The 20225-nt window shown below is 60.7% G+C and carries 15 protein-coding genes, 2 tRNA genes, 1 pseudogene and 1 CRISPR repeat array; of the genes and pseudogenes, 11 read left to right on the top strand and 7 right to left on the bottom strand.

Annotated features, from left to right (window positions below; all coding sequences use genetic code 11):
* The first annotated feature begins 132 nt into the window (after positions 1 to 132).
* Positions 133 to 2208 carry a methyl-accepting chemotaxis protein gene (locus tag ACMZ6R_RS02530; RefSeq protein WP_416109255.1) on the top strand — a complete coding sequence of 692 codons (2076 nt, stop codon included), beginning with the start codon at positions 133 to 135 and terminating at the stop codon, positions 2206 to 2208.
* Positions 2209 to 2366: 158 nt separating this feature from the next.
* Positions 2367 to 3450: direct repeats of the CRISPR family, unit length 32 nt; unit sequence GTTTCAATCCGCGCCCCCGTGCGGGGGGCGAC.
* A gap of 165 nt (positions 3451 to 3615) precedes the next feature.
* On the opposite strand, the gene cas2 is transcribed toward ACMZ6R_RS02530, so the two are convergent.
* The 4 genes from cas2 to ACMZ6R_RS02510 all read right to left on the bottom strand — a co-directional run bounded on the left by cas2 (position 3616) and on the right by ACMZ6R_RS02510 (position 6312).
* Positions 3616 to 3921 carry a CRISPR-associated endonuclease Cas2 gene (cas2, locus tag ACMZ6R_RS02525; RefSeq protein WP_416109254.1) on the bottom strand — a complete coding sequence of 102 codons (306 nt, stop codon included), beginning with the start codon at positions 3919 to 3921 and terminating at the stop codon, positions 3616 to 3618.
* Positions 3922 to 4284: 363 nt separating this feature from the next.
* Positions 4285 to 4803 (bottom strand): hypothetical protein, encoded by a 519-nt coding sequence (locus ACMZ6R_RS02520; protein ID WP_416109253.1) that lies wholly within the window; start codon positions 4801 to 4803, stop codon positions 4285 to 4287.
* 129 nt (positions 4804 to 4932) lie between these two features.
* Positions 4933 to 5595, bottom strand: coding sequence for a hypothetical protein (locus ACMZ6R_RS02515; protein WP_416109252.1), 663 nt, complete (start codon positions 5593 to 5595; stop codon positions 4933 to 4935).
* 282 nt (positions 5596 to 5877) lie between these two features.
* Positions 5878 to 6312, bottom strand: coding sequence for a hypothetical protein (locus tag ACMZ6R_RS02510; RefSeq protein ID WP_416109250.1), 435 nt, complete (start codon positions 6310 to 6312; stop codon positions 5878 to 5880).
* A 939-nt stretch (positions 6313 to 7251) separates the two neighbouring features.
* Between ACMZ6R_RS02510 and ACMZ6R_RS02505 the strand changes: the two genes are divergently transcribed.
* The 6 genes from ACMZ6R_RS02505 (at position 7252) to ACMZ6R_RS02480 (ending at position 12576) form a co-directional block, all read left to right on the top strand.
* Positions 7252 to 8049: a hypothetical protein gene (locus ACMZ6R_RS02505; protein ID WP_416109248.1), complete on the top strand. Its 798-nt coding sequence runs from the start codon at positions 7252 to 7254 to the stop codon at positions 8047 to 8049.
* A gap of 91 nt (positions 8050 to 8140) precedes the next feature.
* Entirely contained in the window at positions 8141 to 8686 is a 546-nt protein-coding gene (locus ACMZ6R_RS02500; RefSeq protein WP_416109246.1) for a hypothetical protein, read from the top strand.
* A gap of 9 nt (positions 8687 to 8695) precedes the next feature.
* Positions 8696 to 9619 (top strand): hypothetical protein, encoded by a 924-nt coding sequence (locus ACMZ6R_RS02495; RefSeq protein ID WP_416109245.1) that lies wholly within the window; start codon positions 8696 to 8698, stop codon positions 9617 to 9619.
* Between the two features lie 147 nt (positions 9620 to 9766).
* Positions 9767 to 11107, top strand: coding sequence for a hypothetical protein (locus ACMZ6R_RS02490; protein WP_416109243.1), 1341 nt, complete (start codon positions 9767 to 9769; stop codon positions 11105 to 11107).
* A gap of 364 nt (positions 11108 to 11471) precedes the next feature.
* Positions 11472 to 12101, top strand: coding sequence for a hypothetical protein (locus tag ACMZ6R_RS02485; RefSeq protein ID WP_416109242.1), 630 nt, complete (start codon positions 11472 to 11474; stop codon positions 12099 to 12101).
* A gap of 58 nt (positions 12102 to 12159) precedes the next feature.
* The gene (locus tag ACMZ6R_RS02480) at positions 12160 to 12576 is read left to right on the top strand and encodes a hypothetical protein (protein WP_416109240.1); all 417 of its coding nucleotides are present in this window, start codon (positions 12160 to 12162) and stop codon (positions 12574 to 12576) included.
* 242 nt (positions 12577 to 12818) lie between these two features.
* Here ACMZ6R_RS02480 and cas5c read toward each other — a convergent pair.
* The 3 genes and pseudogenes from cas5c to ACMZ6R_RS02465 all read right to left on the bottom strand — a co-directional run.
* Positions 12819 to 13283 (bottom strand): annotated as a pseudogene (cas5c, locus tag ACMZ6R_RS02475) (type I-C CRISPR-associated protein Cas5c); the annotation flags it as partial.
* A gap of 111 nt (positions 13284 to 13394) precedes the next feature.
* The gene (locus ACMZ6R_RS02470; protein WP_416109239.1) at positions 13395 to 15656 is read right to left on the bottom strand and encodes a CRISPR-associated endonuclease Cas3''; all 2262 of its coding nucleotides are present in this window, start codon (positions 15654 to 15656) and stop codon (positions 13395 to 13397) included.
* A gap of 447 nt (positions 15657 to 16103) precedes the next feature.
* Positions 16104 to 16180: transfer RNA gene (locus ACMZ6R_RS02465), tRNA-Arg, on the bottom strand.
* 418 nt (positions 16181 to 16598) lie between these two features.
* On the opposite strand from ACMZ6R_RS02465, the gene ACMZ6R_RS02460 reads away from it, so the two are divergent.
* From ACMZ6R_RS02460 to ACMZ6R_RS02445, 4 genes are all read left to right on the top strand, one after another.
* Entirely contained in the window at positions 16599 to 18059 is a 1461-nt protein-coding gene (locus ACMZ6R_RS02460) for a DegQ family serine endoprotease (RefSeq protein WP_416109237.1), read from the top strand.
* A 58-nt stretch (positions 18060 to 18117) separates the two neighbouring features.
* A complete protein-coding gene (gene ispE, locus ACMZ6R_RS02455) occupies positions 18118 to 19008 on the top strand; it encodes a 4-(cytidine 5'-diphospho)-2-C-methyl-D-erythritol kinase (protein WP_416109236.1) in 891 nt (296 codons plus the stop codon).
* A gap of 55 nt (positions 19009 to 19063) precedes the next feature.
* Positions 19064 to 19139, top strand: a tRNA-Gln gene (locus tag ACMZ6R_RS02450).
* An 85-nt stretch (positions 19140 to 19224) separates the two neighbouring features.
* Positions 19225 to 20169, top strand: a complete 945-nt coding sequence (locus tag ACMZ6R_RS02445; RefSeq protein WP_416109235.1) for a ribose-phosphate diphosphokinase — start codon at positions 19225 to 19227, stop codon at positions 20167 to 20169.
* Positions 20170 to 20225: the final 56 nt, after the last annotated feature.

The following is a 20225-nucleotide window of genomic DNA, read 5'->3' as shown; positions in this document are numbered from 1 at the left end:
GCGGTCTCGCAAACGAGGAGAGCAATTCTCCGGGAAAACGCCGTCCGCGTCATTGGGGAAATTCTCCGGAGGAGTCGGTAGGAATTTGTCGGAGCCGCGTTCGAAAGAGATCAGGTGAGGGAGATATTCGCTATGTTGTCCAGTGCAAAAAACAAAATCGTTTTTAGTGTGGTAGCCTTCTTCTTTATAACAATATTGGCTTTGGCTTATTTCTCATACTATAGATTTAGCCAATCATCTGAAAAAGTAAACAACGAGAGGCTTGAGACCATCGCTATAGCTGTCGGAAACGCTGTGTCTGAAAAGGCCAGCGTCTACTTCAACGTACTTGAGCTGGCCGCAAAAATGATGCCCGGCACTCCTGGCTTACCAGAAGATGCATTACTCGCTTACAGACTCGATCTAATGCATAAGATTATAGAGCAAACAAAAACAGGTGAGGCATATTTTTGTCTCAAAGATGGCCGAACATACAGTTGGGCAAGCAAAGGCATTATCCCAAATTTCAATGCGAAAACCCTTGGCCGGGAATGGTACAAACGCTTATTCAATGGAGAAAAGCGGATCATTACAACACCCTATACGTCTTCCATTGGTGCAATTGTGATGGCGGTGGGAGTCCCGATTCTCCAGGATGGGAATATTGTTGGAACCATCTGCGCCAATCTTGGATTGACAGACATTACAAATTTCACCAATTCAATAATGAATTACAAAAATATTATCCTGACACGTGGCGATGGATATATTCTCGCACATCAGGATAAAAAATACATCGGAAAAAACATCAAAAGCATTATCCCAGGACTCAACACTGGAAGTATCGAAAATACTGATGGGAAAATAGATTTTTCACTCGATGGCGAAGCATATGTTGGCTACCTCTATACCATCAAAGGACTTGACTGGAAAGTCTGGGTCTATGATAAATTGACATCCATCAAAAAAGACTCCAGAAACAATCTGAAACTGACTGCCATTATCGCGGCAATTGCATTGGTATTATCCGCAATTATTGTCCATATGCTGTCGTCGCTACTACTATTCAATCCCTTGGGCAAGAGCGTTGAGTTCTCGACGGCCGTGGCGCACGGCGAGTTGAACAAGACGCTTGATGTCCACCGCAAAGATGAAGTGGGGGTTTTAGCCGAATCCTTGCGAAAAATGGTTGCCTCGCTCAAAGGGAAAATCGCTGAAGCACAAGTTGCGACCGCACAGGCGGATAAGGAAACCGAAAACGCCCATCATGCAGCCGAAGAGGCGAAACAGGCCAAGCAGGCGGCCGAACGGGCCAAGTCCGAGGGCATGCTGCAGGCGGCACGCCAGCTGGAGAGCGTCGTGGAAGTGGTGACGTCCGCGTCGGAAGAACTCTCGGCCCAGGTCGAACAATCCACCCGAGGGGCCGGAGAACAATCGCACAGCATCAGCGAGACGGCCACGGCTATGGAGGAAATGAACGCGACGGTCCTGGAGGTGGCCAAAAATGCATCCCAGGCCGCCGAAATAGCCACCGAGGCAAAAGGCAAGGCGAAAAAGGGTTCGCAGGTCGTCTCCGAAGTCATCACCAGGGTAGGCGAAGTGCAATCGACAGCCCTGGACCTGAAAACGGATATGACCGAGCTCGGCGCACAGGCCGAAGGCATTGGCCGGATTCTCAGTGTCATTTCGGATATCGCCGACCAGACCAATCTGTTGGCCCTGAATGCGGCGATTGAGGCCGCCCGTGCGGGGGAAGCCGGCCGAGGTTTTGCCGTTGTCGCCGACGAGGTCCGGAAACTGGCGGAAAAGACGCAGACGGCGACCAAAGAAGTCGGGGAAGCCATCCGGAACATTCAGGACGGCACGCGGAAAAATATCAGTAACGTGGAATTGGCGGTCACGAAAATTGACGCCGTTACCGAACTGGCCAACCAATCCGGCGAGTCTCTCAATACCATCGTCTCCCTCGTTGACCAGACGACGGACCAGGTTCGCTCTATCGCCACGGCTTCGGAACAACAATCTGCAGCCAGCGAAGAAATCAATCACAGTATCGACGGCATCAACACGATCGCTTCCGAAATGTCGACGGCGATGCAGCAATCCACCCAGGCTGTCGGCGAGCTCGCGCATCAGGCCAATGTGCTTCTGCAATTAATTAATACGTTGAAGGCAGAAGGCGATGCGGCACAAGCGCTTCCCGGCGGGGCTTCCGAATCGAGAGGCTGATCGGCCGATGGTCGCATGGGGCCCGGGCAGCAGGCCCCATGCGGGCAAGCTTTACGTTGGGCGATGACAATCAGTAGCCATCGGCATGGCTGGTGATATGAAGATCCTGGCCGAAATCGAGGCCAGGGCCGGGCGATTGGCGGTGGAGAACTCGAAGGTTTTCAATCCGCGCCCCCGTGCGGGGGGCGACGTCGGCGCACCAAACAGTCCGGCTCTCATCCCCCTGTTTCAATCCGCGCCCCCGTGCGGGGGGCGACAGGCACTCCTGGAGCAACTTGCGCACCGGGTCCAGTTTCAATCCGCGCCCCCGTGCGGGGGGCGACATGCCGGCAAGCGGTCGAAATTCACGGGTGACCGTTTCAATCCGCGCCCCCGTGCGGGGGGCGACCGACCCGGGCCCGGCTGCAAATGGCACGGGACGGTTTCAATCCGCGCCCCCGTGCGGGGGGCGACGCGGCTTCGGCTCAGGCCGCCGCAGCCTCCGAAGTTTCAATCCGCGCCCCCGTGCGGGGGGCGACTTGGCCTGGGTCCGTAACGGCCCGGGCGTGATCGGTTTCAATCCGCGCCCCCGTGCGGGGGGCGACTCAAGCTGCTCAAGATGCGACAGATCCTGACCGGGTTTCAATCCGCGCCCCCGTGCGGGGGGCGACGCGGGCAAGCCCATCGCCGGCCGCCCGTCGAAGGCGTTTCAATCCGCGCCCCCGTGCGGGGGGCGACTTGCAGAGGACGACCGGGTTGTGGTTCATTTCGAGTTTCAATCCGCGCCCCCGTGCGGGGGGCGACGGGCGACTGTTGTCGCCGGTCCCCAGCGACAGCATGTTTCAATCCGCGCCCCCGTGCGGGGGGCGACGAGAGCGCGGAACGGCGGTCGGACAGGTTTGTACGTTTCAATCCGCGCCCCCGTGCGGGGGGCGACCCCGTGGCCACGTTCGCTGGCCAGGTGCACCAGGTTTCAATCCGCGCCCCCGTGCGGGGGGCGACTGATAGACCGCATCCACGTACTCGGTGGTGGCAGTTTCAATCCGCGCCCCCGTGCGGGGGGCGACTGAACGTGCCCCCGGCGACGCCCTTTTCCTCACGTTTCAATCCGCGCCCCCGTGCGGGGGGCGACGATGAGGCCCGGGAAAGCCAGGGGTATGGACGGAGGTTTCAATCCGCGCCCCCGTGCGGGGGGCGACTGCACCGCGTCGACGACACGGCGGCATGGATGGTTTCAATCCGCGCCCCCGTGCGGGGGGCGACTGTCGGCCACAGGAGCCCGACGGCGCGAGCATTTGCACCCGTCTCTCCGCGAACCGACCTCAACACCTATCCCTTCCTCATCTTTCAAAGAACCATACAAACATAACCCATTACAGTAACAAGCAAAAGCAACCATGCGAACCGCCCGGGGAAAATACACCCGCTTCAGGTTCGCACGACCTCCACAATAAGCGGCCCCTTGGAATCGATGGAAGGCCTGGCACCGACATGCTCCACGCGCCCCCACCAGGTCGCCCCCAGATAATAAAACCGTAGGCTGTCCCGGTCCGCGTCGATGTCCCCCACCAAGCGATGCCGCAAGCGTTCCGACTTGACCGGATCGATAACACACTCGAACACCGAAAACTGCACCCGCTGCCCGTAATTCTTGCACGCCTTGCGCCCGCGCCGCAGCCGCCCAACGCCTCCGGCATCGGACGTCGCCACATCGTAACTCTCGAGCACCATCATAGATAGGTCACTTCCACAAAAAAAGCGGCGAAGCGCGCGCGAGGATCCCTATGCACGGGCCGCAAAATCCGTGGCGGCAACATCAAGAGTACCCAATGCCAAATGCGCTCCGTCCGGGGCCGGGAAGCCGAGAGCCGACAAGCATGGGTACTATAAGGTGAAGAGCCAACATAGCATAGGAGCCATCTCTCGCGCGTGAAAGGATACATGCCGAAAAATTGGCCATCACGCAGGCAAAAAAACGGGCGCGTGGCAGAATTTGGGACAATCAAGAGGCCGCTACACAGGATCGCGACCAGACCAGGGACAATCCAACGGACCGTCATGGCGCACTTCTTGTGGGCCAGGGACGAAGCCGGCGAATTACCGTCTGGCCCAGGCCCGGGCGCAATGTTCGAGCTCGTTCTCGCTTATGGCAAGCGCCTGTTCCATGAGCCAGCCGTCATGGCTTTTACCTTTGGCGTCCACGTAGCGGACCTGCAACCATTCCTTGTACATGCCGAGCAGGCGCACGGGGGCGTCGGCCGGGACCTTCACGCCGAGGGGGCTGTCGATATGAGGGCCCTTGCTCAGGGAGGGAGCACCGTCCTCGGTGGCTGAGGCGCACGTGCCCAGCATGCTCCCGTGCATCCAGCCCCCGGCGCCGTCAACCTCGACGTTAAACCAATCGGCGGCCTGACCCGTGAGCTGCACCAGGCGCGGCGTGTCGCCGTTTCCGAACGGGATGGCTTTGATGACTTTCCCGGCGGGGGACTCGCGGACATTGGCCCCCTTGGGGTCCTTATCGATGACCAGTACATTCCAGCGACGCCCGGCATCGCCGGCCGTGGCCGGCAGGGCGAAAAGCAGCAGAAGCAGGGACGCCAGCAGCAGTGTTTTCATGTCTGGTTTTCTCCTTGTGGGCGCAAAGCCCTGTTCGGGGCGTGCCGGATTCGGCGTCGGCCCCCTCCCCTCCCCGGCCGCCAGGGCTGCATGGTCCGGGGAGGCGAGCCGACGCCGAACGGTCGCGCCTTATAATTTTCCGATATCGGCAAGGGTGGAGGCCACCACGGTGATCGAGTCGTCCTTTTTATCCATGTGCAAGGAGTAAACACTGGCGTCGCCAAAGTCGGCCATGGTGGCCTTTTGCGCGATGTGCCCGGTAGCCTTCATCGCCTTGGCCATTTCCTCGAACATGGCTTCGGGACAAAAGGTGACGGTGATGCTGCCTTTTTCCTGACCGGCGTAGGTGTTCAGCGCATCCTTTAAGGCGTCGTCCCGCGCGTCCGTATCCTTTCCCGCGACAGCCAGCTTGGCGAAGTTCAGTTCGTTTTTCTCGCCGTCGACCATGCGGGTGACCACCATCGGCACGGCGAGACGCTCCTGCATGTCTTGCAGCATGGTGAAAACCTGGTCGTTGCCGGTCAGTTTCGCCGTCAGCCCGACCACGGCGATGTCCTTGCCCTTGAGAAGCAGGCGCACGTCCCATTTCTTGCCGCCCCAGGCGACCGTGACCTTCATGGCGTTTTTTTCGGCTGCGGTGGCTCCCGATTTTTTGGCATCAGCCATGGTCATACCCGGAAAATAGACGTCGAGTCCGCTCTGGCTGCCGTCGCCCGGATCGCCATGTGCAAAGGCGAAGGCTGCGCAAAGGCAAAGGCAAAAAACCAGGAGGCTTATAAGCCGTGCGTGCATGCGTGTGCTCCCAAGAGAGTATTGTTGTGCGGTATGGGCCGTAACAAGACGCCATCCCTTTTCCAGCCGTGTCCTGGACCAGCAAAGGGAGACGGCCTTGCTCCCGTTTGGCCCGGCGCACCTCAAAGCAGGCCGCTTTCGCGGCAGATCCCGAAATGCTTCCGGGATTGGGCGCCTTACCAGGAGGGGGACATGGCTTTCGCCGCGGGCCCTCTCCTGGCTTCCGGCAGGGATGAAGAGGGGAGATTGTCCCTCGCTTCACCTGCGTTTTGGAACCTGGAACTAGCTCGCCCGTTTGAAGTTGATATTGCGGACTTGGACTTCAACGTCGTCATACGGAAAAGAACCGCGACGGGGTTGGACTTTTCTCCAGAATTTGATCTTCAGGCCCTTTTGCCGCCCCGGTCCGAGCGCGGGCGAGAAATCCCAGTCCACTTTGACCTTGCGGGAATATGTTTCTTCTCTCCCGCTAAAATATCCATGCACGGAAACCTCTACCCAGTTCACTCTTGCTATATATTCGACTTGGGAGACATTACGGAATATCGCATCAAATATGATGAGCTGCTTTCCATCCCGCACCGGACCGGCGATGGATCCGTTCATTTTGCAGTCTATCGTACGTGCCTCGCTGTCGATTGCCGATGCAGCAACCGCGAGGCATGTAAAAACGATCAGCATGACAAGAATTTTTTTGTACCTGGCCAAGGTGTTCATCCTGAATCTCCATTTTCGATCACGTTGCGTCGACATCACGCAATGGATATCCCCTGTGTGATCGAGCTAGACATGAAAACACGGCACATTCCTTTTTGTCCGCAATCCTATACCCGTAATGCATATATGCGGCGAACTTCCTGTGCCTCTCCCACGGACGCGAGGGACGAGATCCTTCGCGCGGCGACATTGCATGTGGCGTGCCTTCCCTGACAGGCAAGCCTTCCTGACTTTCGGGACGTGGGCGTTGTCGTTCGCAAAAGCAATATTGTATATATTTATTATTATATTTCATATAGTTATAATAATGGGGCGTTGTTGCGTCGTCCTGTTCCCCGGTTCGCCCCCTCCCGGGGCCTACGTCGGACAGCGATCGCGCATATGCCAAAATTCTTGGCGCAACAGACGCCTGGGGGAACAGCGCCGCCATGGCACCGCTCCGCCATTGGAATCCCCGGAACAAGGCGTGCCGGACAACAAACGGCGCTCGCGCGCGGCAGGGGGAAGTCGCAGATGAAGAAGACGCCAGAACTGCCCACGATTCTGCCAATAGCCTGTTTTCCGGTCGGCCTGCATCGCGAATTTCCCGCCGGCGTCGCACCCTTTTCCTTGGTGCCGGCCCTGGCCAGGGCCGGGAAAGAGGCGTTGAGGCCGTTTGGGTTGCCGCCGCCGGATTCCCTCGGGCAGGGATGGGGGAGGGGCAGGAGGCAGCGGCGGAGGGCCAGGAGACTTTGCGCGTCGCGCGTTCCTGGTTGCCGCTGCAGGCAGTGGCGCGGCGCGGTATGGCCGCGTCGCTTGCAAAGCGCTTGCACGTGTCGGGCAGGGAAATAATCAGGCAACGAGCAGCTGTGCTCTAAAATGAATAAAGCTGGTATGGTTGTTGCTTTGGGCTGAGCACACAGCTTTAGAGCAGAAACCCTTCCATGAAATGGAGTCTACATGCAGAATAGAGTGCTCCACCTCCTGTTTATTTGTCTGTTCGGACTCTGTCTGGCCCTGCCCCGTGCAGCCTCCTGCATGGACGGGGAAAAAACGAACGAGCGTCTGGATTCCCTGGAACTTAAAGATGGCCGGCTTGTGCTGCGCCAGACCGGCAAGCCCTTGCCCGATGGAGTGGCAACACTCAAGCCCGTGGAGCATGCCGACATGCGGTTCGCGGTCGTCGAGGCTTTCGCCGTCGAGCGGGACAAGCTTCCCATACGACCGGGGCTGTATCTGGTCAGGTCCGACGGTGCGGTGACGTATTTCAATTCACCCCTGGAGGATGAGGGGCCCGAGGCCTGGGAAAGCGTCGTGGCCGTGTCCCTGTCGCCGGACAAGGACATCCTGGCCCTGGGATATTTCCCCACGCTCCAAGGAGTCTGGTATTTTTTCCACTGGCCGGACGTCCGGCCCCTCGATCACCCCACGACCGTGGGGTACTGGGAGACTTCCCGCAAGTCGCCGCCGCTGCTGTGGAGCGGCAAGCGGCGGGTGGTTGTCGATTCCATGGACGTGGAAGGGTGCAAGCGGCCGTGCGACTATGATCCCTGTGGACGGATCTCGGTCGTGGCCTACGACCTGGACACGGGCAAGACCAGCCCGATTTTTCAAGGCACGGATCTTTGCGACTACCGCGTGCAGTCCGTGAAAAATGGCTCGGTCACGGCCACGAAGCTTTGTCTGCCGAAGGTCGCGGCCTGGAAGAGCTACCCGGAAAACGCACCCACGGAAACCGTTGCCGCGCCCCTGCCGTAGGCAGGCCGGATAAACCGTGCCCAAGCGCCAGCCGCAGGCGCGACGTTTCCCCACGCACGGGGGCACCCTTTTACACCACAGGAGGACATGCATGCCACGCGCGATACCCGTCCTTTGCGCCATGGCCCTTTCGCTTTTGCTCGTATCCCCGGTCCTGGCCGCCGACACGGCCAAGGGCGACGCCGGCATCAAGGAGGCGGCCGGACTTTGTGCCGCTCCCGCCGCGACCGTCGCCTTTTCCTGCAAGACCCGGGACAACTATCTGGTTGCCGTTTGTACCCGGGATAACGGCCTGCTCCAGTTGGTCTTCGAGTCGGCGGGCAAGGCGAACACCCGCGTCGCGCTGCCCAAGGACCCGGCCGACAAGGCGTCCGTACGCGTGGGATACATGCTGTATTCCGGCGGCGGCGGCAGCTATGGCGGGTTCAAGGCCGCAGACAGGGAGTACGTGGCCTATTCCGGCTTCGGCAAAGGCTGGAAGCAGACCGGGATGTCCGAGGTCAGGGGGGAAAAGCACCTCGCGGAACACATCTGCCTTCCCGCAACCAAGCCCTACGACATCGGATTCCCCCTCCTGGGCGAAAAGGCCGGCTACGCCCCGGATGCGGCCCAGGACTTTGACCTCGACGTGCAATGAGGCCCCCCCATGCGTCCCCTTTTTTCCCTCTGCTGCCTGCTGGTCCTGTGCGGCCTGTCGCCCCAAAACACGGCGGCCGGACAGGTTGCGAACGCCACCGCTTATTTTACCCTAACCGGCCTGTCCCTGCCGGACCTTGCGACGCCACGACGAGTGGACATGCGCCTCGCTCCCGGCCAAAGCGAAACGGTTTCCCTGCCGCCAGGCAAAAGCCGCCTCAAGGCGGACATGGGCATGGTCCGTTTCGTCTTTCCGGCCGGGGAATACGGCACGGCGCGAAAACTCGTGGTCCAGGGGAGCGACAAGCCCGTCCTCGTCGTCACGGACGCCCGGGGAATCCCACACCGCGTGCCAGGCACGATGCTGAACCTGCGCGCGGCTGACGCCGGGGACGAAGCGGTTTTCGACTTCCGCCAATTCCTGCCCCCGGCCGATGCCGCGGACGTCAGCGCCATTTTGGGCCTGAGTCCCGAAGAACTGGCCTCCGGCTGGGAAGGCGCCGTGTCCTACGGTCCCTTACGCGGCACGGGGCATCTCCGTTTGCGGCACGGCCGGGTGCCGCTGACCATTTCGGGCAAGCTGACGTCCGACACCGTAGCCAACGTGTTGGACGCGCTGGAGGCGCAAGGACGGCTCTGGCGCGTGGCGTGGCCGGGTCGCGGCAAGGTTTCGGATGAAATCGCCCTCTCCGGAGCGCAACGCCCGAAGGCCCTGCGGCAATTGGCCTCGGACGTACAGGCCGGGCTGCAAAGCAAAGCGGGTGTCGCCCTGCTTGCGAGCGTGGACAGCGTGACCTCGGGTGGCGCGGTGCTCGCCTCCAACCCGTCGGAGGATGCCCGGTGCGTCCTGGTGGAAATGGACTTCGCCACGGCGCGGTGGCGGTTGTCTTTTGTCGCCACGGCCCAGGCCAGGGCCAGAATGAAAACCTCCTGAAACATTGCGGGTGCGGTGCAGACACGGCTGCGCCCTCTTCACTTTCGTTTCTCGACCGTAAGGCCGCTTCCGGTGGTCTTGTCCATGGCGGCCGGTGGCGGGCCGGCCGCTTACTCCGCCCACGATCTAACCGAAAGGGAATTATCCATGCGATACGCATTCCGGTGCCTTGGCGCCGTCCTGCTGACGGGCTTACTCACAGTCCCCGGATTGGCCCATGGCGCGCGGTTGGTCCGGGAAGTCTCCATCGGGACGTTTCGTCTGTCCCATTTCCCGCACTCCGTCATCGAACCGGACATGCACTCCCCGAAAAGCGTGGCCTTCACCCCCGATGGCCGGCTGCTCCTTATTAACGCCCTGGAAGCCGGCAAGACCTTCGCCTTCGAAACCGGGACATGGCGCAAGGCATGGGAGGTCGGCCACGCCTTCCCGGCCTCCGAGCAAGCGCGCCACGAGGCCTTGATCCCGGACAATTTGCGGCAGTATTTCGATTTTCCCCCAAAAGCCCGGGCCTGGACCGGCAAGCCGGTGGAGATGGCCATCACCCCGGACGGACGTCTGGCCTACGTCACCAGCTATCGGAAAAATTTTGACCCGCATGGGCATCTGGCCAGCTCGGTCAGCATCATCGACATCGCCGCCGGCAAGCTGATCGCCTCCCTGCCCAGCGGCCCCATTCCCAAGTCACCGGCCATCTCGCCCGACGGAACACGGCTGGTGGTGGCCGATTGGGGGGACAATACCGTCTCGGTCTGGGAACTCGGCAAGGACGGGCTGCCCCGGCGCCTGGTGAACCATTTTGCCGTCGGGAAACGGCTCGACGTGTCCGGACTCACGGGCAACCGGGACGTGCAATGCGGCTACTGCCTGCGCGGCACGACCTTTGCCTCGGACGGCAAAACCGTGCTCATAAGCCGCATGAGCCGCAACAACGGCCTGGACATCGTGGACGCGGTTTCGGGCGCGCATGTCGGGTTTCTGCCCGACGTGCCGACTTCCTTGCGGCATCTCGTCTGCACCCGGGGGATGGTCTACGCCTCGTCCTCGGCCGGAAAGTGCCTTGCCAGCATCAAGGAAGCAACGCTGTTGTCCCCCAGGCAGAAACCCCGCAGGGAGAACTGGCGCGTCCGGAAAGCGGACTCCGGCGTGCGCACCCTCGCCGTGGCCGGCGACGTCCTTGTGGCGGCCCTGCACGGCCGCAAGGAGATCGGCCTGTATGACGCCGCGAGCCTCGCCCCCCTGGAAAGGCTCCCGACGGCGGCCTGGCCCGTGGGTGCCTGCGTGTCCCCGGACAAGCGATGGATTGCGGTCACAGCCCAGGGGTACCACGGTTCCGGCGGCAATATGGTGGCCGTTTACCGCCTTGAGGACGACCGCCAGCCCACCGTTATGTGTTCCCTCGACTCCGTGGCCAAAGAAAAACATGCGGATCGGTTGCGCTTCGCGATCGCGTCCCTGCAACAAAGCCTGGCGCTTGTTTTCAATTGAGCTCTTTTCCTCCCGGGCGCGGCTGATGCCCATAAGCGGGATGTCGTCGCTGGCGGGCCGTCCGTCGTGGAAGAGCGCTGGCCGCCACGTGCGCCGAGTCGAGCTCCCGCCTGGCGGCTGTCAGGTTGTGTGGCAGGGAATCTGACCGAAAAGCAGCCTGACGGCAGAATTGTGGGCAGATACAGCGCAGCCCGATGGGCGCGACGGCGCACGGCTTCAGGCATTCCTCGTGTCCTTAGCCCCGGTACGGTCCATGCAATGCCCCGATGACCATAACGTCAGGCGCACGCAGGAAAGTAGGATGCAGAGCCGGCCAGGGCGTTTGGGAACACACCATCGAATGAAACGCAATAAAGGAACAAGTATGGACCTGCAATCATGTCATATGATTCAAAAACTGGAAGTTGCGAAGGATGCCAGACAAGGCGTTGCGTACGTCCTAACCATCCATACACCCATTATAGTGTTACTTCTCTTCATGTTGCTGCTGACCGGCGCGCGAGGAGCATTGGCCACGCAATCGCTACAGGGACATAACGCCGCTGGCATTTCCGTTTCCAGCAAGACTGATACATATGACTGGTATACAAACCACAAGTATGGATACGTGATTGCTTGGCCAAAGAAACTGCTCACAGCTCTGGGGGAGTCGGACGCTGGCGATGGGCAGATTTTCAAGGATGCGGACGGACAGGCTGAATTGATTTGCTGGGCGGGATGGAATTCCGTGGGAACAAACTCCATAAAAGTGCTTTATATAAAAGCGCAACAGGAGATTGGTTCGCGCGTTACATATAAATATATGGGGAAGAATTTCTTCGTCGTTTCCGGAATAAAAGACGGGAAGATCGTTTATCAAAAAACGATCAAGAATAAAGTAATCACGGCAACATTCATCTTGACCTACCCAAAATCGTCCAGTGCCGTGTTCAACCCGCTGGTCGGCGATATTGCAAAATCATTTGTGGCAAGTTCCGATTTCATGGCCCGATAGCAAACAGTTTTTGTCGTCTCAAACAGGCGTTCCAGGCCTACAACCGAGGAGAAATCACATGACCAAGAACTGTAGTATGTTTCGCGTCATGACGGCGCTCACCCTGCCGTCCATTATGGTCTTGTGTCTCGCGACTGCTGCTGTCGCCGGAGACAAGCCCCAAATCAAATTCGCGTCCGGGGCCAACAGTGCCAGCCTCAAAGGCGAGATCCAGGGGATGGACTGCGATATTTACCCCATAACGGTCAAGGCCGGACAAACCATGCAGGTGAAAGTGTCCAACAAGCACAAGCTTGTGTTGTTCCACATCCAAAAGCCCGGCAAGGAGGAAGCCTACCTGCCCAAGGCCGGCAAGGAGGACGACGCCACCGCCTGGAAAGGGGTTTTGCCTGCGGACGGTACCTACAAAATCATTGTCGGTGCCATGCAGGGTGACGACACGCATTACACCCTGGATGTCCAGATCACAAAATAAGCACGAGACGCTTCCCATGGGAGCGGGACTGCCCCGCTCCCATCGCAGGGAGGCTCGCCCGAGGCGTTTGGCGATATGACCGACGCCGTCTCGCTTTCCCCGGACAAGAGGATCATGGCCGTCAGCTGGTCCGGCGATTCAAACGGCGAATGGATTTTCTTTTCCGCGCGAAGCGAGCTGCCGCTTGAGCATCCCCGGGTCAAAGCCTTCAGGGACGGTAATTCTCCCGCCCCCCTCTGGGGCGGGAATTCGCGGCAGCCGAGATAGGGCTGGTTGAAGCATTGCCCCTTGCGCGCCCGGCGCAGAAACATTTCCTTGTGCTTGGCGGTATTGGCGTCATCGCCCGCAACGTCGAAGTGGGCGTCTATGACGTAGGCCACGTTGCGCAGCAGCAAGGCGGCGCGTTGTTGTCTGTCGTCCTCGATGAAGACGTATGGCGGGATACCGCCCTTCATGGCCGATTTGACCGTGCCGTAGGGCATTTTTCCGCCGAGCTCGTTGCGGCGTATAGTGGTGAAGCGGATGGGTAAAAGGACGTGTATGCGATCGATGATCCAGGTTATGGCCGGTTTCCAATAAATGGCTTCCAGTATGCCGCGTGCGGCCGACGGCGTCATCACGTCGTAGGATACGCGTTCGGATTTCATCTCCGGCCGTGTGAAGCAGGCGAAATCGCCCCACACCTTGAGACTGACGCCAAAGGACATGGCAACCTCCTTGTTGTCTGATCATTCCTCGATGAAATACGCTCCTTTTATTTTGCTCAGAGATAGATACGTTAATACAACAACCAATTCAACCATGAAACTCTTTCGCGCCTATTGAATCCAATCCGCGGCTCGAAACGCGCCGCCGACGTCCACGAAGAGCCCCTCTTCGTCGTCATAGCGCCGCATGTCCCCCAAGACGAAAAACCGCTCCTGGACGCACTCCAGCACGCCGTCACCCTCCAGAGCCGCGAACTCCCAGGGCGGAATCTGCACCGTGTAACGCTGGGCCCGGCGGGCCAGCTTCCCGGCATGTTCGGCATGCCGCAACCCCGCGACAATCTTCTCCCCCTCCTCGTCCCAGGGAATAATGACCGGCCGGTAACAGCTCGTAATGAATTGAAACGCGTCGGCTACCTTGCGAAACGGAAAATTCCAGCGATTGCCGTCGGATTGCAGGGCGTTCACAATCCCCACCAACACGTCCGGCCCCTTTCGATCCCACTCCAGCGCATCCAACCCGCCCTTGCCAGCCATCCAGTACAATTCCCGAAAATAGGCCTCCACCGCCTCCGGCGACAGCACATCCGGATACCGGCGCATGATGCCCGCCCCGACCGCCGCCGCACGGGCCATGTCCCCGCCGGGCGTCGGCACGTCCACGGGCTCGAAAACGTACACCACACCCTTTCCCGGCAACTCCCCTTCGCGGTTGCAGCGACCACTGGCCTGGGCCACCGAGTCTATGCCCGCCTTGGCCCGGTAGACCACGGGGAAGCTGATGTCGACGCCGCACTCGATCAGCGTCGTACTGACCACGCGGCAGGGCCGGCCGGCTTTCAAAGCCGCGCGGATGTCGGCCAGCTTACGGCTTCGATGGACCGGACACATGCTGGCGCTCAAATGAAACACGCCCTCCGCTTCGCCAAGCCGCCCGCGCAACATGCGGGCATGGCGGCGGCAGTTGACCACGCACAGCACCTGCGTGTGCCCCACAAGCCGCGCGGCAAGCTCCTCGTCGGAAAGCTTGCCCAGGTGCTCCACCCGCGTACGCTTAAGCGCCGAAAAAAGCCTGGCCTCGTCCACGTCGCTGACGATTTTCACCGGCTGGTCGAGTCCGAACGAAAAATCATCGGTTTTGGTCAGCGCCGGCTGGGTGGCCGTGCACAAAACAACTGTCGTGCCGTAACTTTCGGTAAGCGCGCGCAAGGCCTCCATGCACGGCCGCAAAATCCGTGGCGGCAACATCTGGGCCTCATCCAGGATGACCACACTTTTGGCGATGTTATGGAGTTTGCGGCAGCGGGAGGAACGCGCCGCGAAGAGTGATTCGAAAAACTGCACGCTGGTGGTCACGACCAGGGGCGCGTCCCAGTTCTCGCAGGCCAAGTCATGACGCGCGGCAAGGACTTCGTCGCCGGCCGAGTCTTCCTTGCTTTGTCCTTTCCTGGCCAGAGGATCGAAATTGCTGTGATGCTCGATCACCTCCTCCGTACCCACTGCTTCCCTGAAAACATCGGCGTTTTGCTCGATGATGCTCGTATAAGGAATGACGTAAATCACGCGATCAAGCCTGTGAGCCACGGCGTGCTTCAGTGCGAAGGCCAGTGAGGAAAGCGTCTTGCCCCCGCCTGTCGGCACGGTCAGGGAAAAAAGTCCCGGCGCGTGTTCGGCCGCCTCCAGGCACCAGCCGAGCACGGCATTGCGCCAGGGATCGACCGGAGAAGGTTTTTCTTTTGCTTTGAACATGTCCAGATGCGCCTGCAACCGTTCCCAAAGCGCTTCCAGCGGCGGATAGCCTCCGCGCAAGGCCTGCTTGCCCGTATCGAGAAACGACTCGGTATCGAGAAAATCCGCATCGACCAGACAGGAATACAGCATGCGAATGAAAAAGGCGGCCTGCAAGCCCGATCGCCCCACGATCTGGGTAAACGGGAGTTCCTGCGGCGCATTCGCCTGTGTCAGCCAATCCGGTATTGCCTCTGGGAGGATGGCGTTTCGCAGTCGCACGGTGAGGCAGGAAGGGTCGCCGCTTTCCTTTCCGTCCGGGAGCCCGGCATGGTGCCCGGCGATGCAATACGCCAGCGCCTTGCCCCAGTTTTTGGGCTGTATCGTGTCGACCGCCAGCTTTGCCCCGGCCGTGGAGTGATCCACTTTTGCGGCACCACCGGCCAAGCGACGTTGAAATGCTTCGGTGTATTTACCGGCGTCATGCCACAAGCCGGCCAGATAGCCCCACTCGGCCGCGCCGAATACCGCAGCAAATTTCTTGGCCCGCGCGGCCACGGCAGAGAGATGCACAGGCAGCGTCTGCCATGCCTCTTGCGGCATGTCCGGGACGCTGTGGGCAAACCAATGGCATTCCTCGGGCATATTGGGCACCCCCCATTATGTAAAATTGTATTACTGAACATACATCTCTATATCACATGATGCAAATCAGTATCCTCCAGAAAGATGCCCAATGACAAATACGCCCTGTACGGGGCCGGGAATCTGAGAGCCGGTAGGCATGGGTACTATGAGGTATCGATGTTCAAGGAACGAACGGTTCGGGAAAGAGGATTCCAAGCCTGGAACATCGTAGGCGAACACTTGTGATCGGCATGGTTTCCCGGTGGATACATCTTCCTGAAAAGGTGAAGGGCCAACAGGGCACATCGCACGACTGCTCCTGTGGCATCCGGGGCGCAGTGGCAGGGGGTCGCAGAATCCCCCTCTTGAGCTTTCTCGCAATCCCCAATCGGGGGACATATGGGGGACAAAATCCCCACCCAACGCAAAAGGGGCTGGACTTTATCAGTCCAACCCCTGAAATTCTGGTGCTCCCGATGCGATTCGAACGCATGGCCTATCGCTTAGGAGGCGATCGCTCTATCCGACTGAGCTACGGGAGCAGGGCAAGCGCATGAAACGATGTTCATGCAGCTTTCAGCTTGACCCGGGCACGGGCCTGTCGCCATAAGCTAACATGGCGAAATTCAAAAGTTATCTTTCCTGACCAATTCTTGCGAAGGCCGCTGTTTCGCGCCTCGGCACCAATTGACGCGCGCCGAACAAATTTTATTATTTGCCGAAGCGCCACTTGTCAACAAATCGGCATGCCAGACAAACGACAAGACGACATCGGGACACGGGCCCAACCGATGCCCCGAAACGGAAAAGTCCAAGGACCCGGTTTACAACAACCTCGTACGGCGTATAACAAATAGCATCGCCGCAAACCCCGAAACCTTCCGGTAAGCGCCGGAAATCGCATCACCGCCCGGACCGGCTCCACAAGGAGAGCCCCCGGCAATGACGCAGGAGTCCACCATGGCCAAACGCATCCTCGCTCCCCTCACCGCCGCCCTGCTCTTTCTGGCCTGGGCCAGCCTGGCCGCGGCGCGCATCCCCCTGCCGGACATCACCGAACTGGTCGAGAAGGCCGGGCCGGCAGTCGTGAACATTTCCACCACCAAGACCATCAAGGCCCAGGAAAACATGCGCGACCTCTTCGAGCAGTTTCATAAGCGCGGTGGCGGGCCTATGGACGACTTCTTCGACCAGTTCCAAAAATTCTTCGGCCCCCAGGGACGCGGCGACGGGCACCCCCACAAGCAGCGCTCGCTCGGCTCCGGTTTCGTCATCTCCGCCGACGGCTACATCGTGACCAACAACCACGTCATCGACAATGCCGACGAGGTGAAGGTCCAGTTCAAGGATAACGAAACCCCGGTCAAGGCCAAGATCGTCGGCCGCGACCCGGAAACCGACCTGGCCCTGCTCAAGGTCGAGGGCAAGTCGAACCTGCCCTACCTGGAATTCGGCGACTCCTCCAAGCTCAAGGTCGGCGCCTGGGTGCTGGCCATCGGTAACCCCTTCGGCCTGGAAAACACCGTCACCCTGGGCATCGTCAGCGCCAAGGGCCGCATCATCGGCGCCGGGCCCTTTGATAACTTCATCCAGACCGACGCCTCCATCAACCCCGGCAACTCCGGTGGCCCGCTGATCGACCTCGACGGCAAGGTCGTGGGCATCAACACCGCCATCGTGGCCTCGGGCCAGGGCATCGGCTTCGCCATCCCGTCCGACATGGCCAAAAGCGTCATCGACCAACTGCGCCAGGGCAAATCCGTCAAGCGCGGCTGGCTCGGCGTCACCATCCAGGACATCGATGAGAATACGGCCAAGGCCCTCGGCATGGACAACACCAAGGGCGCCCTGGTCACCTCGGTCATCGAAGGACAGCCCGCCGCCAAGGCCGGCCTGAAAAGCGGTGACGTCATCACCGCCATCGCCGGCGAGAAGGTGGACAATTCCAACGAGCTGCTGCGCCGCGTGGCCGCGCTGAAGCCCGGCGAATCGACGGAAATGACGCTTCTGCGCAAGGGCTCGCCGGTCACCATCTCCGTCACCCTGGGCCAGCGCGATGCCAAAAAGCTGGCCGAACAGCGAGGCCAGGGCATGGAAGGCGACGAGTCCGGACCGGAAAACGCCACCACCGTCATTGGCATGTCCCTGCGCCCCGTCACCGGCAAGGAGGCCAAGGCCCTCGGCATGGACAAGGCGCGCGGCCTGCTGATAACGGATGTCGCGGACGGTTCCGAGGCCGAACAATCCGACGTGCGCCCGGGCGACGTGGTGCTCGAGGTCAACCAGCAGCCGGTTTCCACCCCCGAGGAATTCAAGAAGGTGGTGGACACCGACGGCAAGAAGAAGGGCGTCGTCATGCTGCAGATCAAGCGGCAGCGACAGACCATCTTCCGGACCGTGCCCCTGAAGGAATCCAAATAACCAATCGCCCGCGGGCGCGGGGGAGGTCCCCCGCGCCCGCGGCATGACAGGCTCGCCCATGGCCTTGCGCCCCCACTGCGCCGAAGAAACCGCCCTCCCCGTTCCCTGCAAGGTCAATTTGCGCCTTGCCGTCGGCCCGCGTCGCGCCGACGGATACCACGACATCGAAACCTTTTTTCTGCCCCTGCCCGAACCGTGCGACGCCTTTTTCATCCGGCGCTTCGACGAGCCGGGCGATATTGAATTCTCCTGCTCGGACCCGGAGCTGGAAACCGACGACAACCTGGTGGTGCGGGCCTACCGCGCCTTTGCCGCGGCCACGGGCTTTTCCCCGAGGATCGAGGCGGGGCTCAAGAAACGCATTCCCCACGGCGCGGGCCTTGGCGGCGGCTCCTCGGACGCGGCCGTCATGCTGCGCTACCTAAACGACCGGGCCGGCGATGCCGCCCTGGCCGAACCCGACCTTTCCGCCCTGGCCCTGACCCTTGGCGCCGATATCCCCTTTTTCCTGCTCGGCGCGCCGGCCGTGGCCACCGGCGTCGGGGAACGCCTCATTCCCACCGACCCGGGGCTGACCGGCTGGCACGCGGCCGTGGTCTGCGCCCACAGCCGGGTTCCCACGGCCTGGGCCTATGCCGCCCTGGACGCCGCCAGAACTTTCCCCGCCAAACCCGGGGCCAAGCTCTTGACAAGCGTTTTTGACACTAATAGAAGGGCGTTTTGCGTGACCGGAGCGCCACTGCGAAACGATTTTGAACCCGTCGTATTCGCCGCCCACCCGGAACTCGGGCGGGTCAAGGAACGCCTGCTGGCCCTTGGGGCAGCGGGCGCCCTTCTTTCCGGTACGGGTTCCGCGGTGTTCGGACTCTTCCGGCAGCGCCAATCGGCCGTTTTGGCCCTGGCCGATCTGTCCGGAAGCGGTCCCCGCACCTTTCTCGCGTCGCTATAGGCGGCGTGGCACGGATCACCGCGAAATGTATCCGCCCCTGGGCGGAACGGCATGCTGGGGCGTAGCCAAGTAGGTAAGGCACGGGGTTTTGGTCCCCGCATTCGTGGGTTCGAGTCCTACCGCCCCAGCCATATTCCAGAAGCAACCCGGCCCGTCGGCGACGGCGGTCCCGCCGCCCGGCCATCCCGGCGGCCCATACCTTCCCAGAGGCCCGGCATGGCGCAAGGCGATCTGAAAATACTGACCGGAACATCCAATCCCGTCCTGGCCGCAGCCATCTGCGACCATCTCGGCTGCACCCTGCTTCCGGCCAAAGTCGGCACGTTCAGCGACGGCGAGATACGCGTCGAAATCGGCGCCAACGTCCGTGGCTGCGATATTTTCGTGGTTCAGTCCACCTCGTATCCGGTCAACTACAACCTGATGGAGCTGTGCCTGATCCTCGACGCCTTAAAGCGCGCCAGCGCCCAGCGCGTCACCGCCGTGGTCCCCTACTACGGCTACGCTCGCCAGGACCGCAAGGTGGCCCCGCGCGCGCCGATTTCCGCCAAGCTCGTGGCCGATTTCCTCACCATCGCCGGCATGAACCGCCTGCTCACCATCGACCTGCACGCCGGCCAGATCCAGGGCTTTTTCAACCTGCCCGTGGACAATCTTTTTTCCGCCCCGATCATGGCCGAATATTTCAAGGAATTTTCCGGGGAAAACGTCTGCGTGGTGTCCCCCGACGCCGGCGGCGTGGAGCGGGCCCGGTCCTTCGCCAAGCGCCTGGGCGGCAGCCTCGCCATCATCGACAAGCGCCGCGACGCCCCCAACCAGGCCCAGGCCATGCACGTCATAGGCGACGTCACCGACAAGCTGTGCGTGGTTTTGGACGACATGATCGACACCGCCGGCACCATGTGCCAGGCCGGCACCGTGCTGCTCGAAAACGGCGCCCGCGAAGTCATGGCCGCCGCCACCCACGCCGTGCTCTCCGGCCCGGCCATCGAGCGCCTGGAAGCCTCGCCCTTTACCCAGATCGTCACCACCAATACCATTCCGCTCAACGAAACGGCCAGGGCCTGTTCCAAGATCAAGGTCCTGTCCATCGCCGGGCTTCTGGCCAAAGCCATCCACAACATCCACACCGAATCCTCGGTGAGTGTGCTTTTCACGTAAATGCCGGCCACACGCCGCCTGACCCAAAATCATATTTCGCCCACGGGCGCAAAGGA

Source organism: Solidesulfovibrio sp. C21 (assembly GCF_047785625.1).
Lineage (GTDB): Bacteria > Desulfobacterota > Desulfovibrionia > Desulfovibrionales > Desulfovibrionaceae > Solidesulfovibrio.
The sequence above is the reverse complement of the archived record's forward strand: the minus strand, read 5'-3'. Positions and strand labels throughout refer to the sequence as shown.